Origin of the sequence: Streptomyces europaeiscabiei (assembly GCF_001550375.1) — a bacterium.
Taxonomy (GTDB): Bacteria; Actinomycetota; Actinomycetes; order Streptomycetales; family Streptomycetaceae; genus Streptomyces; species Streptomyces europaeiscabiei.
Genome location: NZ_LRTR01000877.1, coordinates 35,791 through 53,677 on the forward strand (window position 1 = coordinate 35,791; position 17,887 = coordinate 53,677).

18 protein-coding genes are annotated in these 17,887 nt (G+C 69.4%); 11 read left to right on the top strand and 7 right to left on the bottom strand.

Annotated elements, in window-relative coordinates:
• Positions 1–224: 224 nt before the first annotated feature.
• From AWZ10_RS44710 to AWZ10_RS44725, 4 genes are all read left to right on the top strand, one after another.
• On the top strand, positions 225–2,135 hold the full coding sequence (locus AWZ10_RS44710; protein ID WP_060894069.1) for a potassium channel family protein: 1,911 nt from the start codon (positions 225–227) through the stop codon (positions 2,133–2,135).
• A gap of 263 nt (positions 2,136–2,398) precedes the next feature.
• On the top strand, positions 2,399–2,914 hold the full coding sequence (locus tag AWZ10_RS44715; RefSeq protein ID WP_060894070.1) for a hypothetical protein: 516 nt from the start codon (positions 2,399–2,401) through the stop codon (positions 2,912–2,914).
• Positions 2,915–3,024: 110 nt separating this feature from the next.
• Complete coding sequence (locus AWZ10_RS44720) at positions 3,025–4,458, top strand: flotillin family protein (protein WP_060894071.1); 1,434 nt, start codon at positions 3,025–3,027, stop codon at positions 4,456–4,458.
• Positions 4,459–4,585: 127 nt separating this feature from the next.
• Positions 4,586–4,939 (top strand): hypothetical protein, encoded by a 354-nt coding sequence (locus tag AWZ10_RS44725; protein ID WP_060894072.1) that lies wholly within the window; start codon positions 4,586–4,588, stop codon positions 4,937–4,939.
• 62 nt (positions 4,940–5,001) lie between these two features.
• On the opposite strand, the gene AWZ10_RS44730 is transcribed toward AWZ10_RS44725, so the two are convergent.
• The 4 genes from AWZ10_RS44730 to AWZ10_RS44745 form a co-directional block, all read right to left on the bottom strand.
• Complete coding sequence (locus tag AWZ10_RS44730) at positions 5,002–5,595, bottom strand: Rv1733c family protein (RefSeq protein ID WP_060894073.1); 594 nt, start codon at positions 5,593–5,595, stop codon at positions 5,002–5,004.
• 227 nt (positions 5,596–5,822) lie between these two features.
• Positions 5,823–6,236 (bottom strand): GNAT family N-acetyltransferase, encoded by a 414-nt coding sequence (locus AWZ10_RS52075; RefSeq protein ID WP_063809860.1) that lies wholly within the window; start codon positions 6,234–6,236, stop codon positions 5,823–5,825.
• Positions 6,237–6,395: 159 nt separating this feature from the next.
• Complete coding sequence (locus AWZ10_RS44740; RefSeq protein WP_060894075.1) at positions 6,396–7,637, bottom strand: cation:proton antiporter; 1,242 nt, start codon at positions 7,635–7,637, stop codon at positions 6,396–6,398.
• Positions 7,638–7,810: 173 nt separating this feature from the next.
• Positions 7,811–8,092, bottom strand: coding sequence for an STAS domain-containing protein (locus AWZ10_RS44745; protein WP_060894076.1), 282 nt, complete (start codon positions 8,090–8,092; stop codon positions 7,811–7,813).
• Between the two features lie 317 nt (positions 8,093–8,409).
• Here AWZ10_RS44745 and AWZ10_RS44750 point away from each other — a divergent pair, with 317 nt between their 5' ends.
• Together AWZ10_RS44750 and nhaA are read left to right on the top strand one after the other, a co-directional pair.
• Positions 8,410–9,480: a PucR family transcriptional regulator gene (locus AWZ10_RS44750; protein WP_060894077.1), complete on the top strand. Its 1,071-nt coding sequence runs from the start codon at positions 8,410–8,412 to the stop codon at positions 9,478–9,480.
• Positions 9,481–9,715: 235 nt separating this feature from the next.
• Positions 9,716–11,038, top strand: coding sequence for a Na+/H+ antiporter NhaA (nhaA, locus tag AWZ10_RS44755; protein WP_060894078.1), 1,323 nt, complete (start codon positions 9,716–9,718; stop codon positions 11,036–11,038).
• A gap of 366 nt (positions 11,039–11,404) precedes the next feature.
• Here the strand turns inward: nhaA and AWZ10_RS44760 are convergent, their stop codons facing one another.
• The 3 genes from AWZ10_RS44760 to AWZ10_RS44770 all read right to left on the bottom strand — a co-directional run bounded on the left by AWZ10_RS44760 (position 11,405) and on the right by AWZ10_RS44770 (position 13,444).
• Entirely contained in the window at positions 11,405–12,289 is an 885-nt protein-coding gene (locus AWZ10_RS44760) for an SAM-dependent methyltransferase (protein ID WP_060894079.1), read from the bottom strand.
• Entirely contained in the window at positions 12,286–12,765 is a 480-nt protein-coding gene (locus AWZ10_RS44765) for a GbsR/MarR family transcriptional regulator (RefSeq protein WP_060894080.1), read from the bottom strand. Before AWZ10_RS44765 ends, AWZ10_RS44760 begins: the two co-directional genes overlap by 4 nt.
• A 163-nt stretch (positions 12,766–12,928) precedes the next feature.
• On the bottom strand, positions 12,929–13,444 hold the full coding sequence (locus tag AWZ10_RS44770) for a GbsR/MarR family transcriptional regulator (protein ID WP_244172777.1): 516 nt from the start codon (positions 13,442–13,444) through the stop codon (positions 12,929–12,931).
• Between the two features lie 83 nt (positions 13,445–13,527).
• Between AWZ10_RS44770 and AWZ10_RS44775 the strand changes: the two genes are divergently transcribed.
• From AWZ10_RS44775 to kdpF, 5 genes are all read left to right on the top strand, one after another.
• A complete protein-coding gene (locus AWZ10_RS44775; RefSeq protein ID WP_060894081.1) occupies positions 13,528–14,451 on the top strand; it encodes an ABC transporter ATP-binding protein in 924 nt (307 codons plus the stop codon).
• A 55-nt stretch (positions 14,452–14,506) separates the two neighbouring features.
• Positions 14,507–15,277, top strand: coding sequence for an ABC transporter permease (locus tag AWZ10_RS44780; protein WP_060894082.1), 771 nt, complete (start codon positions 14,507–14,509; stop codon positions 15,275–15,277).
• Positions 15,278–15,430: 153 nt separating this feature from the next.
• Positions 15,431–16,804 (top strand): TrkH family potassium uptake protein, encoded by a 1,374-nt coding sequence (locus AWZ10_RS44785; RefSeq protein ID WP_060894083.1) that lies wholly within the window; start codon positions 15,431–15,433, stop codon positions 16,802–16,804.
• Positions 16,797–17,519, top strand: coding sequence for a potassium channel family protein (locus tag AWZ10_RS44790; RefSeq protein ID WP_079104707.1), 723 nt, complete (start codon positions 16,797–16,799; stop codon positions 17,517–17,519). The genes AWZ10_RS44785 and AWZ10_RS44790 overlap by 8 nt, the downstream gene beginning before the upstream one ends.
• A gap of 273 nt (positions 17,520–17,792) precedes the next feature.
• Complete coding sequence (kdpF, locus tag AWZ10_RS44795; protein WP_060894084.1) at positions 17,793–17,882, top strand: K(+)-transporting ATPase subunit F; 90 nt, start codon at positions 17,793–17,795, stop codon at positions 17,880–17,882.
• Positions 17,883–17,887 lie beyond the last annotated feature (5 nt).

Genomic DNA, 17,887 nt, shown 5'->3' on the forward strand with positions numbered 1-17,887 from the left:
ACTCTTTGCGGCGCCGTGATGTGGGTGCTGCCGGGGCCCGGTCTTCCTGTTCTGCTGCTCGGCGTCCTGTGCCTGGTGGCTGCGGGAGCGGTACGGCTCGACCGGACGCCGAGGCTGAGCGAGTGCCGTCATCCGTCCTGTAGGCATGGAAACAACTGCCAGGCTGCGGCAAAGTGATCTTTCATGTCTACCCTCCCGCGCCAACTGCGGCCCCCAGCGGGCACATGATCGTCTGCGGCGATGACGGGCTGGCCCATCGGCTGTCCGGCGAGCTGCGAGAGGTCTACCGCGAACATGTCACGCTCGTCGCTCCCACCCGAAGCGGTGTTGTCGCGACGGGCACGGTGCCCACCGGTCGGGCCCGGGCGACGGCGCTCATCGGGCGGGTGTCCTCGGCGATGACGCGGGTTGCCGGCGCCGCGCCGGATGCCACCGATGGCGGCCAGGTGCTGGAGGCGTCGGAGCTCACCGACGAGGCGCTGGCGGCGGCCGGTGTGGCACGGGCAGCCGCGGTCGCTCTGGTGTACGAGGACGACGAGGTGAACATCCGCGCCGCATTGATCGCCCGCCGCCTCAATCCGCAGGTGCGGCTGGTGATCCGGCTGTACAACCGCAAGCTCGGCCAGCAGCTGGAGGAGCTGCTGGACCAGGCCGCCGTCGTCGCCTCCCCAGGGCTGGACCCAGTGGCTCTGGACACGTCCACCACGGTCCTGTCCGACGCGGACACCGCCGCACCGGCGCTGGCCGCCACCGCTGTCGCCGGCACCAGCAAAGTGGTGCAGGCGGACGGCCTGCTGCTGCGGGCGGTGGAGCGCACGCCGCCGCGCCGCGGCGAGGCCGCCGACCCCGGCCTGTGCATCCTGGCCCTGCTGTCGGCGACCGCCAACGATCCAGCCGGCGCGGAGGGTTCGGACCGCAGTGGCAGAGAAGCGCCCCAACTCCTGCCGGACGAGGGGGCGGTGAGCGCGGCCAACGGACACGGCACGGTGGTGCTGGAAGCGGTCTCGTACAGCGGATCGGTACTGCCCACCGGGCGGCTGGCCGACCGGGGTGCCTCGCTTGGACAGTTGTTCTCGCGTCGGCTGCGCTGGTCGCTGTTCGGCCTGATCGCCTGCGTCTGCGGCCTCGCGGTCGCCTCCTGGCTGACCACCGGCGACAGTCTGGTGCACGCCACCTACCTCACCCTGCTCGACCTGTTCGCCATCGACGACCCGGCGCTGGGCGAGCCGCTGAGCCGTCAGATCATCCAACTCCTTTCCGGACTGGCCGGGTTGTTGCTGCTGCCGGTGATGACCGCGGCCGTGCTGGAGGGCCTGGGCACCTTCCGCAGCGCTTCCGCCCTGCGCCGCCCGCCGCGTGGCCTGTCCGGGCACGTCGTGCTGCTCGGCCTGGGCAAGATCGGTACTCGCGTGCTGGCCCGGCTGAAGGAGCTCGACATCCCCGTCGTCTGCGTGGAGTCGGACCCCGAGGCGCGCGGTGTCCCGCTGGCCCGCCGGCTGCGCGTCCCCACCGTGATCGGGGACGTCACCGAGGAGGGCGTCCTGGAGTCCGCCAAGATCCACCGTGCGCACGCCCTGCTCGCCCTGACCAGCTCCGACACCACCAACCTCGAAGCCGCCCTGTACGCCCGCTCCGTCAAGCCCGACCTCCGTGTCGCGCTGCGGCTGTACGACGACGACTTCGCCACCGCTGTCTACCGCACCCTGCGCGCCGCCCACCCACAGGCCCTCACCCGCAGCCGCAGCGTCTCCAGCCTCGCGGCCCCCGCGTTCGCCGGCGCGATGATGGGCCGCCAGATCCTCGGCGCCATCCCCGTCGAACGCAAGGTGCTCCTCTTCGCCGCCCTCGTCGTCGCAGGGCATCCGCAGCTGGAGGGCCGTACGGTCGCCGAAGCCTTCCGCCCCGGGGCCTGGCGTGTTCTGGCCCTGGACGCCGCCGCGCCCGCCGACCGCCGCCCCGACCTTGCTCAGGCCCATCCGGCCGACGGTGACGACCGGCTTCCCGGGCTGGTCTGGGAGCTGCACCCCGGGTACGTCCTGCGGCCTGAGGACCGGGTTGTGCTGGCGACGACCCGGCAGGGGCTCGCCGAACTCCTCGGCCGCCATCCCCGGCCAGCCGATCCCGCCACGCCGTAGAACCACTTCATGGCGCTCGACTCGGTCGGCGCGGTTGCTCGGATGGACAGGTGTGGCGGTACGCGAGCGACCGGTGCGGACACGGCCGCCCATCGAGGCCGCCGCCGGCCCGGGGCCTTGCCGCGCGATGGCCGGACTGGTGCGGAGTACGGCATCAAGAGAGCGTAAAGACTGCCGGAACCAGGCAGTGTCTTCGTCGGGGTGCACGTGTGAGTATTGCGTCACCAGCGCGGTGACAGTGGGGGAAAGGCGGGTGGACGCGGATGACCTGGTTTCTGGGTCTCGGCATCGCAGGAGTCGTACTCCTCGTCCTGTCCCTCGTCCTCGACGGTGTCCTTGAGGGCCTTTTCGACGGCGTCGACGCGCTCGACGGTCTCTTCGACGGCTGGCTGTCGCTTCCGGTCATCGCAGGGTTTGTGTCCATGCTCGGCTTTTCCGGCGCGATCGTCATGGGCACCACCGGGCTCGGCGCGGTCGGCGCCGCCGCGGTCGGCGTGCCCGCCGGAGCCGCCACGGGCTGGCTCGCCTACCGTCTCAGCCGTGCGCTGTTGAACGACCGGTCCGGTGCCGCCCCGCGCGGCGACGATCTGATCGGCGTATCGGGCTCGGTGGTGACGGCCATTCCGGCGGGCGGCTACGGCGAGGTGCTGGTCCACCGGGCCGGGCAGCCGGTGAAGCTCGCGGCGAAGAGTCCGAGCCCGGTGCCGCGAGGCGCCGAGATCTGGGTGGAGGAGACGCTGTCGCAGACAGCGGTCTCCGTACGCCCGGTCGAGCGCTGACCCGCCGCGCCGCTCCGCACATCGGGCGCCGCCGCATCGGCGCCGCCCTTTCATCCACATGAACCCGTATCGATCTGCCGTCCCCTGGGAGGGCTGAGGGGAAGGACGTCATGAGTCCAGTTGTCATCGCGGTGATAGGAGTCGTCGTACTCCTTGTCCTGCTCGGCCTCGTCGTGGTCACCCGCTACAAGGTGGCGGGCCCGAGCGAGGCGTTCATCGTCACCGGCCGGCGTGGCAAGCAGGCCACCGACCCGGAGACCGGCCGGGTGTTCACCGACAACAGCGGGCAGAAGGTCGTGGTCGGCGGCGGCGTGTTCGTCGTGCCGTTCGTGCAGCAGAAGTTCACCCTCGACCTGTCCAGCCGGCACATCCCGATCTCGGTGCGCGGCGCGGTCACGCTGCGGGGTGTGAAGGCGAACCTCGAAGGTGTCGCCATCGTCAAGGTGGGCGGTACCGAGGACTCGATCCGGGCCGCCGCGCAGCGGTTCCTGATGCAGCAGGACGGCATCGTCGGCTTCACGCAAGAGGTGCTGTCCGGCGCGCTGCGTTCCATCGTGGGCCGGATGTCAGTGGAGGACATCATCCGCGACCGGGCCGCGTTCGCCGGTCAGGTCGCGGAGGAGGCGGAGGCGAGCCTGTCCGGTCAGGGGCTGGTGCTGGACGCCTTCCAGATCCAGGACATCACCACTGAGGGTTCCTATCTGGAGGACCTGGGCCGTCCGGAGGCCGCGCGTGCCAAGCAGGAGGCCGACATCGCCGAGGCCGTGGCCCGGCGCGCCGCCGAGCAGGCGCGGCTGAAGGCCGAGGAGGAGATCGCGATCGCCCAGCGGACCTTCGCTCTCAAGACCGCGGAGATCAAGGCCGAGACCGACGAGGCAGCCGCCCGCGCCGCCGCGGCCGGCCCGCTCGCCGAGGCCGCCCGGTCGCAGGAGGTCCTGGCAGAGCAGGAGAAGGTGGCCGAGCGGCAGGCCGCGCTGACCGACCGTGAGCTGGACACCAAGGTCCGCAAGCCCGCCGACGCGGCCCGCTACCAGGCCGAGCAGGAGGCCGAGGCCCGCCGTATCGCCCTGGTCAAGGAGGCCGAGGCGGACGCCCAGCGGTCCCGGCTGACCGGTGAGGGCGAGAAGGCGCACCGCGCCGCGCTCGCCGACGCGGTCCGTATCGAGGGCGAGGCCGAGGCCGCCGCGATCGGCGCGAAGGGCTCCGCCGAAGCCGAGGCAATGCGCAAGAAGGCCGACGCCTTTGCCCAGTACGGCGATGCCGCCGTGCTGCAGATGCTGGTGGAGGTGCTGCCGCAGGTCGTCGCCAAGGCGTCTGAGCCGCTCAGCGCGATCGACAAGATGACGGTGATCTCCACCGACGGCGCGAGCCAGCTCTCGCGCACGGTCGCCGACAACGTGGCCCAGGGCCTCGAACTGCTCGGTTCCACCACCGGAGTCGACCTCGCCGAGCTGCTGAAGGGCATCACCGGCCGGGTCGGCGGTGCGCAGCCCGCGACGACGGCGCCCACCGAGGCCAACGGGAAGGTCGAGATCACCGGCTGACGCCGACAATCGACCAGAGGAGCGAGCCCGGGCGGCCCGGAACCGCCCGGGCCTGTGCGTGAAGGCGCTTTGCCCATGAAGGCTTTTCCCGCCACTGGGGGCGGCTTTCCATACGGAGGTACGAGCGGTGTTTCTGTGGCTCTGGCTGATCGGCTGGTCGGCCTTCGCACTGCCCCTGGCCATCGCCTCGCTGCGGGGCTGGGCGCCGAAGCGAGTCCGCAGCCGTACGAGTCCGTGGGGCCTCCGCGTCCGGGGCGTCGCACTGCTGGTGATCTGGATCGGCGGTCTGACCGGCCCGCTCCTGCGATGGAGCCACCTGGACTCCCAGGACGCCACCTTCTTCGCCTCCGTGGTGCAGGGCGGGTTCCTTGTCTTCGCGGGAGGGCTCGTAGCCGGATCGCAGCTGAGCGAGTGGTTCTACAGGCGGGCACTACGAGCACAGACTGTCGATCAGGCACAGGGCATCAGCGGACGGCCGTGATGATCCTGGCCGACCGGATGGGGGGCGGGGTCGGGCTCCGCCGCCCGGCTCGGCCTCGCTGATCAACTCGTCGGGTCGGCCGGCCTTCCTCCCCACCGCGTGTCGATCCGCTCCCACTCCACGGCCCACTGCGTCATACGCCACTGGTTCAGGTACCTGCGTGTGACGGAGACAGCGGCCAGGGCGATGCCGCCCGCACCTGACGCGACCAGTACTCCTCCAGTGGCCGCATGGGATCGTGCCTCCCCGTCGGTCAGGGGTTCGGCGGTGAGGTGGCCGTCCTCGTCGATCCAGATGGTCACCCGGTTGCCGGCGGGGCTCGTGGCCGACACCCTGGCCTCACCGGTGCGTGTCGAACCGTCCGGCGCGGTCCAGCGGACCGTCGCCCACACCCGGGGATCTCCCGCTGCCCGGGCTGGCACCTTGCCCTTGGCATCCTCGACGAGTACGGCCGACACCTCGCGGCGCTCCACCCGCTGCCGATCGGCGGACCGCTCGATCGCGTCTGCCGCCGCCAGCCCCGCGAACAGGCCGCCCACCAGGGCCAGCACCCATCCAACGAGGATGACCCAGGCTTCGATGACGTCGCTGAGCCGCCGCAACGGATTACGCCGCCACCGCCACCACCGCACCCTGGCACACCGTGCCGTCGCCATCGCCGACACCCCCTACTGAGCACCGGCAGCACGCTTCCCCAGCCTGCTACGGAGAGAGGATCGCTGCCCCGTCCCCGTCCTTCATCCTGCGCATACAACCCTGGCAGTCGCACTGCCAGGTTCCGGCAGTGTTCCCCACGTTCCGCATGCCGGTTCCTGACAGGAATCCCGCCTGCACCCCGTCGCGGAAGGTGGTGACCGAGCCCGGCCCGCGCTGAGCGAAGCCGTCAGCGGGCGTGCAGCAGGCGGCGCCAGGCGCGCCGGAACCGGCCCATGAGGTGGGGGCATAGCGGGCCGCCGTGGGGCAGGATCACCGTCGTTTCCCGTGTCATCGCAGCGAAGAAGGCCCGCCCCAGGCGGCTCTGCAAGGTGGTGGTCCACCGGTAGTCGCGACGGTGGGCGAACAGGGAACACACGAGTCCTCGCCCCAGTCCTTGGCGCTGCCACGTATCGCAGACCCAGAGATCCAGGATGCGCCCCGTACGGCATGTTCTGCAGGCACGGAAACGAAGCCGACCGACGACACGGCCGCAGGGACCATGCAGGATGAGCTCGGCCGGACCGCCCGGAGCAGCGGTGGTGACGTAGGTCAGTCGAACCGGCTGACCGTCGGGGGCGTCGACGTTCCAGAATCCGGTCACCGAGGGGACCTCCCGCTGTCTCCGCCGGGTGAGCAGGTCTGGTCAGGCTCCGGCGTCATGTTCCCGATGCCTCCGTGTCAGGTCTCCCGGCTCCCTCAGCGCCGGTCCGTGCCGTAGCGCACGGCACGGCGCTCCCACGAGTGGCCGACGCGACGGCGTTCACGCGCGCGCATCTGCGACGGTCTCCTCGGAGTGTGTGCCGACGTCCTTGCGTCCGGCCGGGATTCCGGCGAGGTCGTCGACGTGGAAGAGGCGGGCGATCGGCACGTCGGTGGAGCTGTGCGCGATGATCGAGAAGGCGATGCACACGGCGATGAGGGTGAACGCCTCCTCGCCCTGCGGGATCCCGGCCTGCAGCACGAGGAGCCCGTACACCACCGACGCGAAACCCTTCGGCCCGAACCATGCCGCGACCAGCTTCTCCTGGCGGGTGAACCGCGTGCCGACCAGGGAGATAAGCAGGGAGGCCGGGCGGATCAGCACGATGGCGAGGATGACGGCGACGTATCCACCGAAGGACAGATCACCGAACAGTTGAGGTGTCAGCAGCGCGCCGAACACCAGCAGCGCCGCGAACTTGGCCAGCTCCGCCAGTGCCTCGCCGAGCGGCTCGAACGCCTCCTTCGCCTCCAGCGACCGGGCGGTGAGCACGGCACCGGCCGAGAACGCGGCGAGGTAGGGGTTGGCGTGCGTGAGGTGGCAGACCCCGTAAAGGATCACGCCGATCGCCAGCGGCAGCAGCGGCTGCAGCTTGGGCTCGGCGCCCAACAGCCTGAACCGTACGAGCTCGACCACCACGAACGGCAGGACGACACCGAAGACCAGTCCGAGGACCAGCTCCAGCGCGATTTTCCCCAGGGACGCCTCGGCGTGCCCGGAGTTCGGCCCGGCCGCGGCGATCAGGATGAGCACGACGGGCAGCGCGAGCCCGTCGTTGATGCCGCTCTCCACATTCAGCAACTGCCGCAGTTTCGCCGGGACTTCCTTGCGGCCGACGATCGCGGAGGCGAACACCGGGTCGGTGGGCGCCAGTACGGCACCGACCAGGAACGAGGTCGTCCAGTCCAGGCCCACCAGGTAGTGCGTGATCAGCGCCATGCCGACGAACGCCAAGGGCATTCCAAGGCCGAGTGCTCGGGCGGGGTTGCGCCAGTTGGCACGCAGCTTGGGGAAGGAGACGTGCATGCCGTCGGTGAACAGCACCGCGAACAGCGCCAGATCGGCCGTCACCGACACGATCTCGCTGTCCGGCGTGATGTGGATCAGCCCCAGGAAACCGTCACTGACGAGAGCGCCACCGACCAGGAAGAGAAGCGATGTCGACAGAACGGTCCGGGCGGCGAGCCCCGACAGCAGCACCGCGATGAGCAGCGCCACCCCGAAAACCACGACGAGCACCATGACCACGACCCCCGATCGGCGAAGAGAGTTCTCCCACAACCGCCGACCAGGCTTCCCGGCACACCGCGGGGAACCTTACACGTTTCTTACGTCGTGCCGACAGGCTCTTTTCGCGCACTCTGGCTCGTCCGACACTGCCGTGATCGGGCATGGTGCGCTGCTCGGCACGCGCTTCACGTGGTTTCCGTGTCCCCATGTGTCAACGCGTAGGTCAGGCCGATCTGCCGCATGACTTTCTCAGCCTGGTCGCTGGGATGGGTGATGATCAGCCGTGTGCCCTGTACCCGCGCGGCCCGGAGGGCATTGAAGAACGCGGCACAACCGACCGGGCTGAGGTGTCGCAACTCCGTCAGATCCACCTCCAGGACCTCCGGCCCTGTCCCGATCACCCGCAGGAGGCGCTGACCCGTTTGTCCGGCACTGCGGGCGTCGAGGTCACCGCGCAGCCGGACCACCTTATGACCGGACGGTGGTATTGGACCGGAGCGGCGGCGGCGGAAGAGGTGCATCAGAGCCTCCAGGCAGACGGATATGTCCGCCGACCAGACTTCCCGGCACACCTGTGAGCAGGGTACGGGTGGTGGCCATCGCGCGCATGCGCTGATCAGCCGGAGTCTCTGCCTCGGCGCGGCGCTGACACCTTGCCAGTGGTCGGCATGGCAGCGCCTCGGACAACTGCCGGAGACAGGCAATGACCCGGCTCGGACCGGGTCATTCCCGCGGCCATGCGCTAGAAAGACGTCAACGACGCATCAACTTCAGGGGGACCCATATGGCGGGGCGGGACGTGTCCGAGGACTACGAGGAGTACCTGGAGGGGTATGCCCGCATCCTCGCGGACGCCTCGGCGACCGGTCGCCGACTGACCAGGGACGAACTCGACTCTCGCCGTGCGCTGGGTGAGCAGGCCGCGGAGGCCGGCCTCGGACTGCGAGCCCTGGTCAGCGCCTATATGGCGGCCACCCGGGCGCACTGGCCGACCGGGGAGAGTGTTTCCGTTGACGACGCGCTGGGCGCTGCGGCCCAGGCCGTGGACGCGTTCGCCGAGGGCTATGAGCGGGCGCAGCGGCTCGCTGTACGCCAGGAGGAAGCCGCTCGCCGGGAGTTCATCGACGACCTGCTGTACGGCCGCAGCGACCTGGGTCGGCTGGCCCAGCGCGCGGAACGGTACGGGCTGCGGCTGTCGTACGAGCACGCGGTCGCGGTGGCCCGTGGCACGGTCGCGTACGAAGAGGGGGACGCGGTTCTGCGGGAGGTGGAGCGTGCGCTGATCGGCCGGTTCGGTGACCGCAGCATCCTGCTTACGACCAAGGACGGCCGACTGGTGTGCATCGCCCCGGGTGACCAGAGCGAGGTACTCGCCCACTTCGCCAAGCAGGCGTTCGCCGCCACCGGCGGCGGCCAGGTAGGAATCGGCCGCCCACAACCTGGCGCCGCCGGCGTCGTCCAGTCCTACGAAGAGGCCCTCAACGCCCTCGACCTGGGCGAACGCCTCGAACTCGACGAACCCGTGCTGCACGCAGCTGACCTCCTCGTCTACCCGGTCCTCACCCGCGACCGCCAGGCCATGGCCGACCTGGTGGAAAGCGCCCTCGGTCCGCTGCGCGGAGCCCGAGGCGGCGCCCAGCCGATGCTGGACACCCTCACCGCCTACTTCGATTCCGGCTGTGTGTCCGCGGAGGCGGCGCGGCGGCTCTCGCTGAGCGTGCGCGCCTTCACCTACCGTCTGGAACGCATCCACAAGCTCACCGGCGCGGACCCCTCCGACCCCGTCCACCGCTACACCCTGCAGACCGCGGTGATCGGGGCCCGGTTGCTGGACTGGCCGACGAAGCCCGGTTGAGGTCCGTGACGAGGACGTGACCTCGCCCGCTTACGTGCGGCTTCGTCGTCCGGACATCGGCCGTGACAACAGTCACAGCGGGACGCTGCACACGGGAGTGCTCAGGACGCATACCGGCGGCAGCGGCGGATAGTGTGTAAAGAACGCGTCAAGGGACGCGGGGTGTGCCGGGAAGTCTGGTCGGCGTCGAAGGGGCACGTGTGCCCGAAATCCGATGCTGTGGAGGTTCTCCCGGATGCGTGATGGTCAGCGTGAGCGTTCTGTGTTCCTCGGCCTGCTGCCCTGGCCGGAGCGGGTGCGGGTGGCCCGGGCCCTGCGGACGGAGACGGTCGGCGGGCTGGTGCTGCTGGCGGCGGCCGTGGTGGCGCTGGTGTGGGCGAACACTCCGTGGAGCGGCACCTACGAGGAGATCCGCGATTTCCACTTCGGGATTCCCGCGCTCGGCCTGGACCTGTCGGTCGGGCACTGGACCTCGGACGGGCTGCTGACCGTCTTCTTCCTGGTCGCCGGAATCGAACTGAAACGTGAGCTCGTCGTCGGCGAGCTGCGGACCCCTGCCACGGCCGCCCTGCCCGTGGTCGCCGCCCTGTGCGGCATGGCGGTCCCCGCCGCCGTCTACCTGGCCACCGCCACGATCGGCGGCGGCAGCGCACAGGGCTGGGCGGTGCCGATGGCCACCGACATCGCCTTCGCGCTCGCCGTTCTCGCCGTCCTCTCCACCCACCTTCCCTCCGCCCTACGAGCCTTCCTGCTGACCCTGGCGGTAGTTGACGACCTGGGCGCGATTCTGGTGATCGCGGTCTTCTTCACCAGCGATCTGAACCCGGCCGCGTTGGCCGGAGCCGTGGCCGGGCTGGTCGTGTTTTATCTGTTGCAGCGGTTCCGGGTGCGTGGCTGGTGGTGGTACGTGCCGCTGGGCGTGGTGATCTGGGCGCTGATGTACAACGGCGGCGTGCACGCCACGGTCGCCGGTGTGGCGATGGGCCTGATCCTGCGGACCGTCCGGGACGAGGACGAGGACGAGGACGCCTCCCCGGGGGAGGGGACCGAGCATCTGCTGCGACCGGTGTCGGCCGGTGTGGCGGTGCCGCTGTTCGCGCTGTTCGCCGCCGGGGTGAGCGTGTCGGCCGGCGCTGTGGGCGAGGTGTTCACGCGCCCGGAGCCGCTGGGCGTGGTGCTGGGGTTGGTCGTGGGCAAGACCGTGGGGATCTTCGCCGGTACCTACCTGGCGGCCCGGTTCACCAGGGCCCGCCTCAACCCCGACCTGGCGTGGGCGGACGTGTTCGCCCTGGCGGTCCTGGCCGGGATCGGCTTCACCGTCGCCCTGCTGATCGGTGAACTCGCCTTCACCGACCCGGCCGACGTCGAGCACATCAAGGCCGCCGTCCTGCTCGGCTCCCTGATCGCTGCGGCCGTCGCGGCATTGCTGATCAAACGCCGCAACGGGATCTACCGCCGCCTGTGGGAGGCCGAGACCCGGGACGAGGACGCCGACGGAATCCCCGACATCTACCAGCGCACCGTGTCCGGCCGGGATGGGGTCGAGGGCACGAGCTGAAACGGTGCCTGCTACTCAGCTCGTACTTGGGTGATAGCTCCTGCGGGGTCACCACTACGTTCGACAACACTTTGGCGACGCGAGTCGCAGAGCAAATGGGGCCAAAGGTGCGGAATCCATTCAGGCGAGGTGGTGCGGTAGACGTCGCGATGGGATGGCTCGGTGTGCTGGCTTCGTTCTCTGCTGTTGAAGGCGATAGAGCTGACCAGACATGGCGCCTCGCCTTCGTGGCCGATGATCGCAGGCGCGATGGTCGTACTCAGCCTGTATCGGATCCGCCGGGACAGTCCCCGGAGCAGGCTGTGAGTGCCCTTTGCCGACTGGCCGTGGCATCCCCCTCGCGGGCCATGTCGGCCACGGGCCGGCTCACACCTTCTCGCCGCTGACGAACCGCTCGATCTCGGAGACGGGCAGGTCACGCCCGGTCGGCCGGACATAGCGTGCGAGGTACTCCCGGCTGCCGACCTGTTCCCGCTCGGCCCAGCCGTACTCCTGAAGCAGACTCCGGGTGTCCTCGGGGGCAAGACCGAAGTGCCACATCGCATGCTCCACGACGAAGTCCTGGTGGGCCTGCGCGGCGCCGTAGAAGTCGATTCCGTCGAGGAAGTCCTTGCGGACGTACGTGAAGATCAACCGACTGCCGATGGCGGCCTTGGCGAGGAAGGCGAGGGTTCTGCGTACGCCGTCCTCCGTCAGGTACTGCGTCACGGCCTCCCAGACGAACATCGTCGGAATCTCCGGAGCGAAGCCGTGGGCGTGCAGTACGTCGGCGAGGTCATCGGTTTGGAAATCGACCGGGACCAGAAACACGTGATCGGGTACCCGGCCGAAGACCGCGTTCAGCCGCTGCCGCTTGTGGGCGATGTTGGCGGGTAGATCGATTTCGAACGCCCGCGCGCCCGTCGGCGGCACCAGACGGTACGCCCGGGTGTCCAGGCCCGCGCCGAGGAACACGAACTGCTCGATCCCTGCCCGTACGGCTTCGGAGACCTTGTCGTCGGCATACCGTTTGCGGGACAGGACGCTCGCCCAAAGACCAAGGGCCTTCTTGTCCGTCGCGCCGGTCAGGAGATCGCGCACGGGGCGCCACCTGCAGGCCCCGGTCACGAGCCGCAGGCCGGGCGGCAGGAACTGGACGGCCAGTTCGTCGCTGAGCACGCGCTGGGACTCTGGAAGGTGCTGTTCGCACGCCGCGATCACCATCGGGCCTAATGCGGTCTGTGCTGCGGGGGGCCGTTTCGTCACAGTCATCTCTCCTTGGCCGAACGGGCTGCGGAAGGTGTTGGTGGCGCGTCGGCGAAGACCTGCTCCATCCAGAGGAAAACCTCGTGGGCGGCGCCGATCCGGGCGCCGTGGGTGGTGGAGGGGCCAGCCAACGTCATGCCGTCGCGCATGATCTGGCCGAGCGAAGCGAGCGAGGCGATCTGCCGTTGTACGACCTTCTCCCAGGCGTCGTCGTCGACCCGGTAGTACACCGTGCGGCTTCCCGGCTTGGTGAGCCGGCGCAGGAAGCCGACTGAGCTCAGCAACCGCAGGTTGGTCGACAGCGAAGCCCGGCTCGCCCCGATCGCGGCGGCGATCTCCTCCGCGGACTGCTCAGGCGGGTCGCAGATCATCAACCAGCCCAACACCCGGCCGGCGATCAGCGGTACACCGTCCTGATCCGCGCAGTACTTCGCGATCCGCTCGACCCACTCCAGCACGTCCTCGTTGCTCGACTCCGCCATAGGCGCACCGCTCTTCAACTGATTCATTAGTGCCTAGCTACTTCACTTTCCACTGAAACTAGGGCTGGCGCTGTCCTGCGGCAAGACCGTGGCTGGAACCGTGCCCGATTCCCGCAGGCCGATGGCATGGACGGCAACTGGCCTGCATGGGAAAGGGGCGTGGTCAGCGCCCCGCGTCGTACTCTTCCCGCCACCGGTCGACGAGGGTGGCCATCTCGCGCTGGAAGAAGGCGTAGAAGTCCCGCATCTCGTGCAGGCGCCGTCCCGCGACGCTGCCCTCGCCCGCAGCCTTGATGCCCTCGGTGGCGGCGTCACCCATGACGGCGAGCATCGCGTTCTGGTTGCTCATCAGTCTGGCCCAGGCGTATTCACGGAAGCGGTAGTGGTCGCGTCGGCTGCCGGGTGCAGGGACCCGCTCGATCATGCCGATGGGTAGGAGTTGCTTTACCGCTCCCGACACCGCCCCGGAGCTGATCTGCAGCTCGTCGCACAGGTCGTTGGCCGTCATGGTCTCCCGGCGACTGAAGAGGAGCGCGGTCATCACGCGCGCGGTGGTCTTCTGCATCCCACCCTGGGCCAGGGTGAGCGCGAGCCGCTCCGCCGCCTCGCGCAGCTGCCTGCCCTGCTCGTCGTCCATGGCCCTGGTCTGTGCCGTCTCGCGGGTTTGCTCGCTGTCCATGCCTTGCATCGTACCGAGAGTTCTCAATGCTCAGATATCTCCGTACGTTTACATATCTCTGAAAGTTCTGTACGTTCCGAGTCATGGATAACGCGATCGAGCTCCGGGAGCTCACCAAGAGGTACGGCACCCGACGTGGCCTGAGCGGACTCACCCTGGACGTCCGCGTCGGTGAGGTCTTCGGCTTCCTCGGCCCCAACGGTGCGGGCAAGTCCACCACCATCCGGCTCCTGCTCGACCTGATCCGCCCCACCTCGGGGCGCGCCGTTGTGCTCGGCCTGGACCCGCGTGCCGACGGCCTGCGGTTGCGTTCCCGGGTCGGTTACCTGGCCGGCGACTTCGTCTGTGACGGGCGGCAGAACGTGCGTGGCTACCTGCGCTTCCTCGCCGCCCTGCGCGGTGGCGTGCCGCAGGAGCGCATCGACGCCCTGGCCGACCGGCTCGGCCTCGACCAGAGTACGAGGATCAAGAAGCTGTCCAAGGGCAACCGGCAGAAGGTCGGCCTGGTGCAGGCGTTCATGCACACCCCGGAGCTGCTGGTCCTGGACGAACCCACCTCCGGACTCGACCCGCTGGTCCAGCAGACCTTCCTCGACCTGGTTGCGGAGGCCGCCGCGGGCGGTCAGACCGTGTTCATGTCCAGCCACATCATGAGCGAGGTCGAGGCCGTCGCCGACCGGGTCGGCATCATCCGCGACGGCCGCCTCGTCGCCCTGGACACCGTCGCCGCCCTGCGCGCCGGAGCTGTCCGCGACATCGAGGTCACCTTCGCGCACCCCGTAACCGCAGCCGCCTTCGCGCGAATTGACGGACGGCTCCGCCTCGACGCGGACGGCACCACCCTCACTGGCCAGATCACCGGCAGCCCCGACACCCTCGTCAAGGCTCTCGCCGCACACACCGTCACCGGCCTGCGCGCCACCGAACCCGCGCTCGAAGAGCTCTTTTACTCCTACTACGAGGGTGCGGAAGCCGCCCCGCGTTCCACGACCGCCCAGGTCGCCTGACCGGAGTCGGCCGCCTGCTGCCCCGCCCCTTGCGCTCCCACCGGAAGGCCCCGCCATGAACCTGGCCGTCTACACGAAGTTCCTCTCCGACAGCCGACGCGGCCTCATCGGCTGGATGCTCGGCACCGCCGCCGTCGGCATGATGTACGCCTCCACGTACCCCTCGCAGAAGGACAACACCGCGAGCCTGCCCGAGGTCCTGCGCGAGTCCCTGCACATCGACGCCACCGCCGCCGGCTACCTTCAGGCCAGCGTGTTCGGCCTGATCCTGCCCCTGCTGGCCATGATCTACGGTGCCGCCACCGGATCCCGGGCCGTCGCGGGCGAGGAGGAGTCGGGGCAGCTCGACCTCGTCCTTGCCCACCCCCTCACCCGCACCCAGCTCGTCCTCCAGCGGTTCGCCGCGCTGGCCACCGGAGCAGGCGCGATCTCCCTCCTGGTCTGGCTCGCCCTGCTCGCCATCCGCGACAGCGCCGAACTCACCAGCGTCACCCCGGGCGAACTGTTCGCCCAGTGCGCGAACCTGGCCCTGCTCGGCATCGTCTTCGGAGCTCTCGCTCTCGGGCTCGGGGCAGCCTTCGGCCGCCGTGTCGTCGTCCTCGCCGGTACCGCCGCCATCGGGGTCCTGGCCTACAGCGCGCACACCTTCGCCGCGCAGATCGGCGCGGACCAGCTCGCCTACCTCTCGCCCTTCCACCACTACATCGGCGGCCAGCCGTTGCGGAACGGCTTCCAGTGGGTCGACACGGGCATCCTCACCGCGACGGCGAGCGCCCTTGTGGGCCTGGGCGCGTGGCGATTCACGCGCCGTGACATCAACACCTGACATCCGGCTCCGGGCGACGGCCGGAATGAGTCTCGGCTGGACGGTCTGTGTGAGCCACGGCGGGGTAGGGTGACGGCCGCGCGGGGTTTGACGGGCTCCGTACGAAGTCCATACCAATCCTTGACGGACTGGACGTACAGGGGAAGGCAGTCGGTGGCAGGACGTTCCGCGCGGGTGGGCCGGTCGCTGTTCGCAGCCCATCCGGCCCGTACGGTCGTGTTGGCCTTCGCCGCTGTGATCGTGCTCGGGACCGCGCTGCTCGCGCTGCCGGTCGCCGCCGAGGACGGTACGGCCACCGGGCTGGTCACCGCTCTGTTCACCTCCACCTCGGCGGTGTGCGTGACGGGTCTGGCGGTGGTGGACACGGGCACGTACTGGAGCGGCTTCGGCGAGGGCGTGATCCTCGCGCTGATCCAGGTCGGCGGCTTCGGCATCATGACCATGGCCTCCCTGCTCGCCCTGCTGGTCTCCGGCAGACTGCGGCTGCGGATGCAGCTCACCGCGCAGGCGGAGACCAAGAGCCTGGGCATCGGCGATGTCCGCCGGGTGCTGCTCGGTGTGGCCGGCACGACGCTGATCGTGGAACTCGGGGTCGGCGCCGTCCTCTCTTTGCGTTTCCGCTTCGGCTACGGCAACTCCATCGGCGAGGCCGTGTATCTCGGGTACTTCCATGCCGTGTCGGCCTTCAACAACGCTGGCTTCGGCCTGCACGCCGACAGCCTCACCCGCTATGCCGATGATCCGTGGGTCACCCTGCCCATCGCTGTCGCCGTGATCCTCGGCGGTCTCGGCTTCCCCGTCCTGCTGGAGCTGCTGCGCCACCGGCACCGGCGCCGCACCACCGGCCGCCGCAACTGGACCCTGCACACGAAGCTGACGCTGGCCGCCACCGTCGTCCTGCTTGCCGTCGGCACGTTGCTGACGTGTCTGCTGGAGTGGACCAACTCCGGCACCCTGGGGGCGTACGACTGGCCCGAGAAGCTTCTGAACGGGTTCTTCCACTCCGCGATGACCCGGACCGCCGGCTTCAACTCCCTCGACATCGGAGCGATGCACGCCTCCACGCTTCTGATGACCTGCATGCTCATGTTCGTCGGCGGCGGCAGCGCGGGCACAGCCGGCGGAATCAAGGTCACCACCTTCGCGGTACTGGCCGTCGCGATCATCGCCGAGGTGCGGGGCGAACCCAACTCCTCGGTGCTCGGCCGCCGCCTCGCCCCGCATGTCCTGCGCCAGGCCCTGACCGTGGCGCTGCTCGGCGTCGGACTGGTCATGACCGCCACGCTCGCCCTGCTGAGCACCACCGACCTGCCCTTCGAACAAGTCCTCTTCGAAGTCGTCTCCGCCTTCGCCACCGTCGGCCTGTCCACCGGCATCACCGCCGACTTCCCGGCCGCCGGGCAACTGATCCTGATCCTGCTGATGTTCATCGGCCGCCTGGGCCCGGTCACCCTGGTCTCGGCACTGGCCCTGCGCGAGCGCAAACGCCGCTACGAACTGCCCGAGGAGCGACCCGTCATTGGTTAACTACCTCCACTCCCTGCGCCGGCGCCGCAGCAAGCGCCTGGCCGACCAGCACGCCCAGACCGTCGGCGACCAGCGGGTCGCGGTCATCGGCCTCGGCCGCTTCGGTTCCTCCCTCGCCAACGAGCTGATGCGGCGCGGCTGGGACGTCCTCGGCATTGACACCGACGCCCGCCTCGTCCAGCGGATGAGCGACGGCCTGACCCACTCGGCGGTCGCCGACTGCACCGACCCCGAGGTACTGCACCAGCTCGGCGTCCACGAGTTCACCAGCGCCGTCGTCGGCATCGGCACCGACATCGAAGCCAGCATCCTCATCGCCTCCAATCTGCTGGAGGCCGAAGTCCCCAACATCTGGGCCAAGGCCATCAGCCGTCAGCACGGCCAGATCCTCGAACGCCTCGGCGTCCACCACGTCGTCCTGCCCGAGCACGAGATGGGCGAACGCGTCGCCCACCTCGTCACCGGCCGGATGCTGGACTTCATCGAGTTCGACGACGACTACGCCCTGGTCAAGACAGTCGCCCCGGACATCGCCACCGGCGTCCCGCTCGGCCAGAGCCAGGTGCGCACCAAGTACGGCATCACGGTCGTCGGCATCAAACGCCCCGGCGAGGACTTCACCTACGCCACGGCCGAAACGGTCGTGCAGAAGGGTGACGTCATCGTCGTCACCGGCAAGACCCACGCGGTGGAGACCTTCGCCGAGCTCGGCTGAGCCGCGTGAGGCCGGGAAGCGACGGGCAGGCCGGCAGTCTCTGAGAGATGGCCGGGCGTATGGATCGCGTCAAGAGTGGGCGGGCCGCCGTAAGGGAGGCGTTAAGGGCTCCTGACGTCGGCCGGCCGGTCGGGTTTCCTGAAGCGGTCCGAATCCTCACGGGGATTTCCCGCACCTCATCCAGGAGCTCACGATGGCCGATGTGGCCTTCGTCGTCGCCACGATCGCGGTGTTCGCGCTGGTGGCTCTCGTCGCCAAGGGGGTGACGAAGCTGTGACCGCCGAGAACATCGCAGGGCTGGTCGTGGCCGTCTCCCTGCTGGGTTACCTCGTCCTCGCCCTGATCTTCCCGGAGAGGTTCTGAGCACG

What these genes read in the sequence shown, in the direction of transcription:
- AWZ10_RS44715 (WP_060894070.1), top strand. Translation starts at nt 2,399, where the DNA reads ATGACCTGGTTTCTGGGTCTCGGCATCGCAGGAGTCGTACTCCTCGTC.
- AWZ10_RS44740 (WP_060894075.1), bottom strand. Translation starts at nt 7,637, where the DNA reads ATGGTGCTCGTCGTGGTTTTCGGGGTGGCGCTGCTCATCGCGGTGCTG.
- AWZ10_RS44775 (WP_060894081.1), top strand. Translation starts at nt 13,528, where the DNA reads ATGGATAACGCGATCGAGCTCCGGGAGCTCACCAAGAGGTACGGCACC.
- AWZ10_RS44760 (WP_060894079.1), bottom strand. Translation starts at nt 12,289, where the DNA reads ATGACTGTGACGAAACGGCCCCCCGCAGCACAGACCGCATTAGGCCCG.
- AWZ10_RS44720 (WP_060894071.1), top strand. Translation starts at nt 3,025, where the DNA reads ATGAGTCCAGTTGTCATCGCGGTGATAGGAGTCGTCGTACTCCTTGTC.
- nhaA (WP_060894078.1), top strand. Translation starts at nt 9,716, where the DNA reads ATGCGTGATGGTCAGCGTGAGCGTTCTGTGTTCCTCGGCCTGCTGCCC.
- AWZ10_RS44730 (WP_060894073.1), bottom strand. Translation starts at nt 5,595, where the DNA reads ATGGCGACGGCACGGTGTGCCAGGGTGCGGTGGTGGCGGTGGCGGCGT.
- AWZ10_RS44780 (WP_060894082.1), top strand. Translation starts at nt 14,507, where the DNA reads ATGAACCTGGCCGTCTACACGAAGTTCCTCTCCGACAGCCGACGCGGC.
- AWZ10_RS44765 (WP_060894080.1), bottom strand. Translation starts at nt 12,765, where the DNA reads ATGGCGGAGTCGAGCAACGAGGACGTGCTGGAGTGGGTCGAGCGGATC.
- AWZ10_RS44710 (WP_060894069.1), top strand. Translation starts at nt 225, where the DNA reads ATGATCGTCTGCGGCGATGACGGGCTGGCCCATCGGCTGTCCGGCGAG.
- AWZ10_RS44770 (WP_244172777.1), bottom strand. Translation starts at nt 13,444, where the DNA reads ATGGACAGCGAGCAAACCCGCGAGACGGCACAGACCAGGGCCATGGAC.
- AWZ10_RS44750 (WP_060894077.1), top strand. Translation starts at nt 8,410, where the DNA reads ATGGCGGGGCGGGACGTGTCCGAGGACTACGAGGAGTACCTGGAGGGG.